This window comes from Emergencia sp. 1XD21-10 (assembly GCF_009936045.1).
Classification (GTDB): domain Bacteria; phylum Bacillota; class Clostridia; order Peptostreptococcales; family Anaerovoracaceae; genus Senimuribacter; species Senimuribacter intestinalis.
This window is the reverse complement of sequence record NZ_QWEQ01000113.1, coordinates 1-507: the sequence shown is the minus strand read 5'-3', so window position 1 is coordinate 507 and position 507 is coordinate 1. Positions and strand designations below refer to the sequence as shown.

Annotated in this window: 1 protein-coding gene; it reads left to right on the top strand. The window is 56.0% G+C overall.

Going from position 1 to position 507, the window contains the following annotated elements; genetic code table 11:
• Positions 1 to 507, top strand: a 507-nt coding sequence (gene atpH / locus D1151_RS17585) for an ATP synthase F1 subunit delta (RefSeq protein WP_160264684.1), incomplete at both ends; no start/stop codon positions are given.

The window sequence follows — 507 nt, the reverse complement described above, 5'->3', positions numbered from 1 at the left end:
CAACACTCTGGAGAAAACCGCCGCGGACGTGGAGAAGCTCGTCGACGAGGTCTTCTCCAACAAGGCAGTCGTCACCTTCTTCGTCGACCCCACCGTCGCCGTGGAAGAGAAGCGGAAATTCCTCGACGAGATCTCGAAATCGTTAAGCCTGCAGCCGCACGTGGCGAACTTCGTGAACATTTTGCTGGACATGAAGCGCATCGAACTGATACAGGAGATCGTGAAGGAATACGAGGTGCTCTACAACAGGCTGACGCAGACGGAGGTGGCGACGGTGACGTCGGTGGTGGAGCTGGAGGCGCAGCATCTGGCGGAGCTTGCGAAGCGGGTGCAGAAACTGACGGGGGCGAAGAACGTGAAGCTGAAGACGAAGATCGACCCGTCGCTGGTGGCGGGATTCACGATTAGGTATGGAAATTCCGGTTCGAAAATGATCGACATGAGCGTGAAGAAGCAGCTGGAGGAGATTGCCGCGCAGCTTGATCTTGGCGATATTCAATTAGCTGT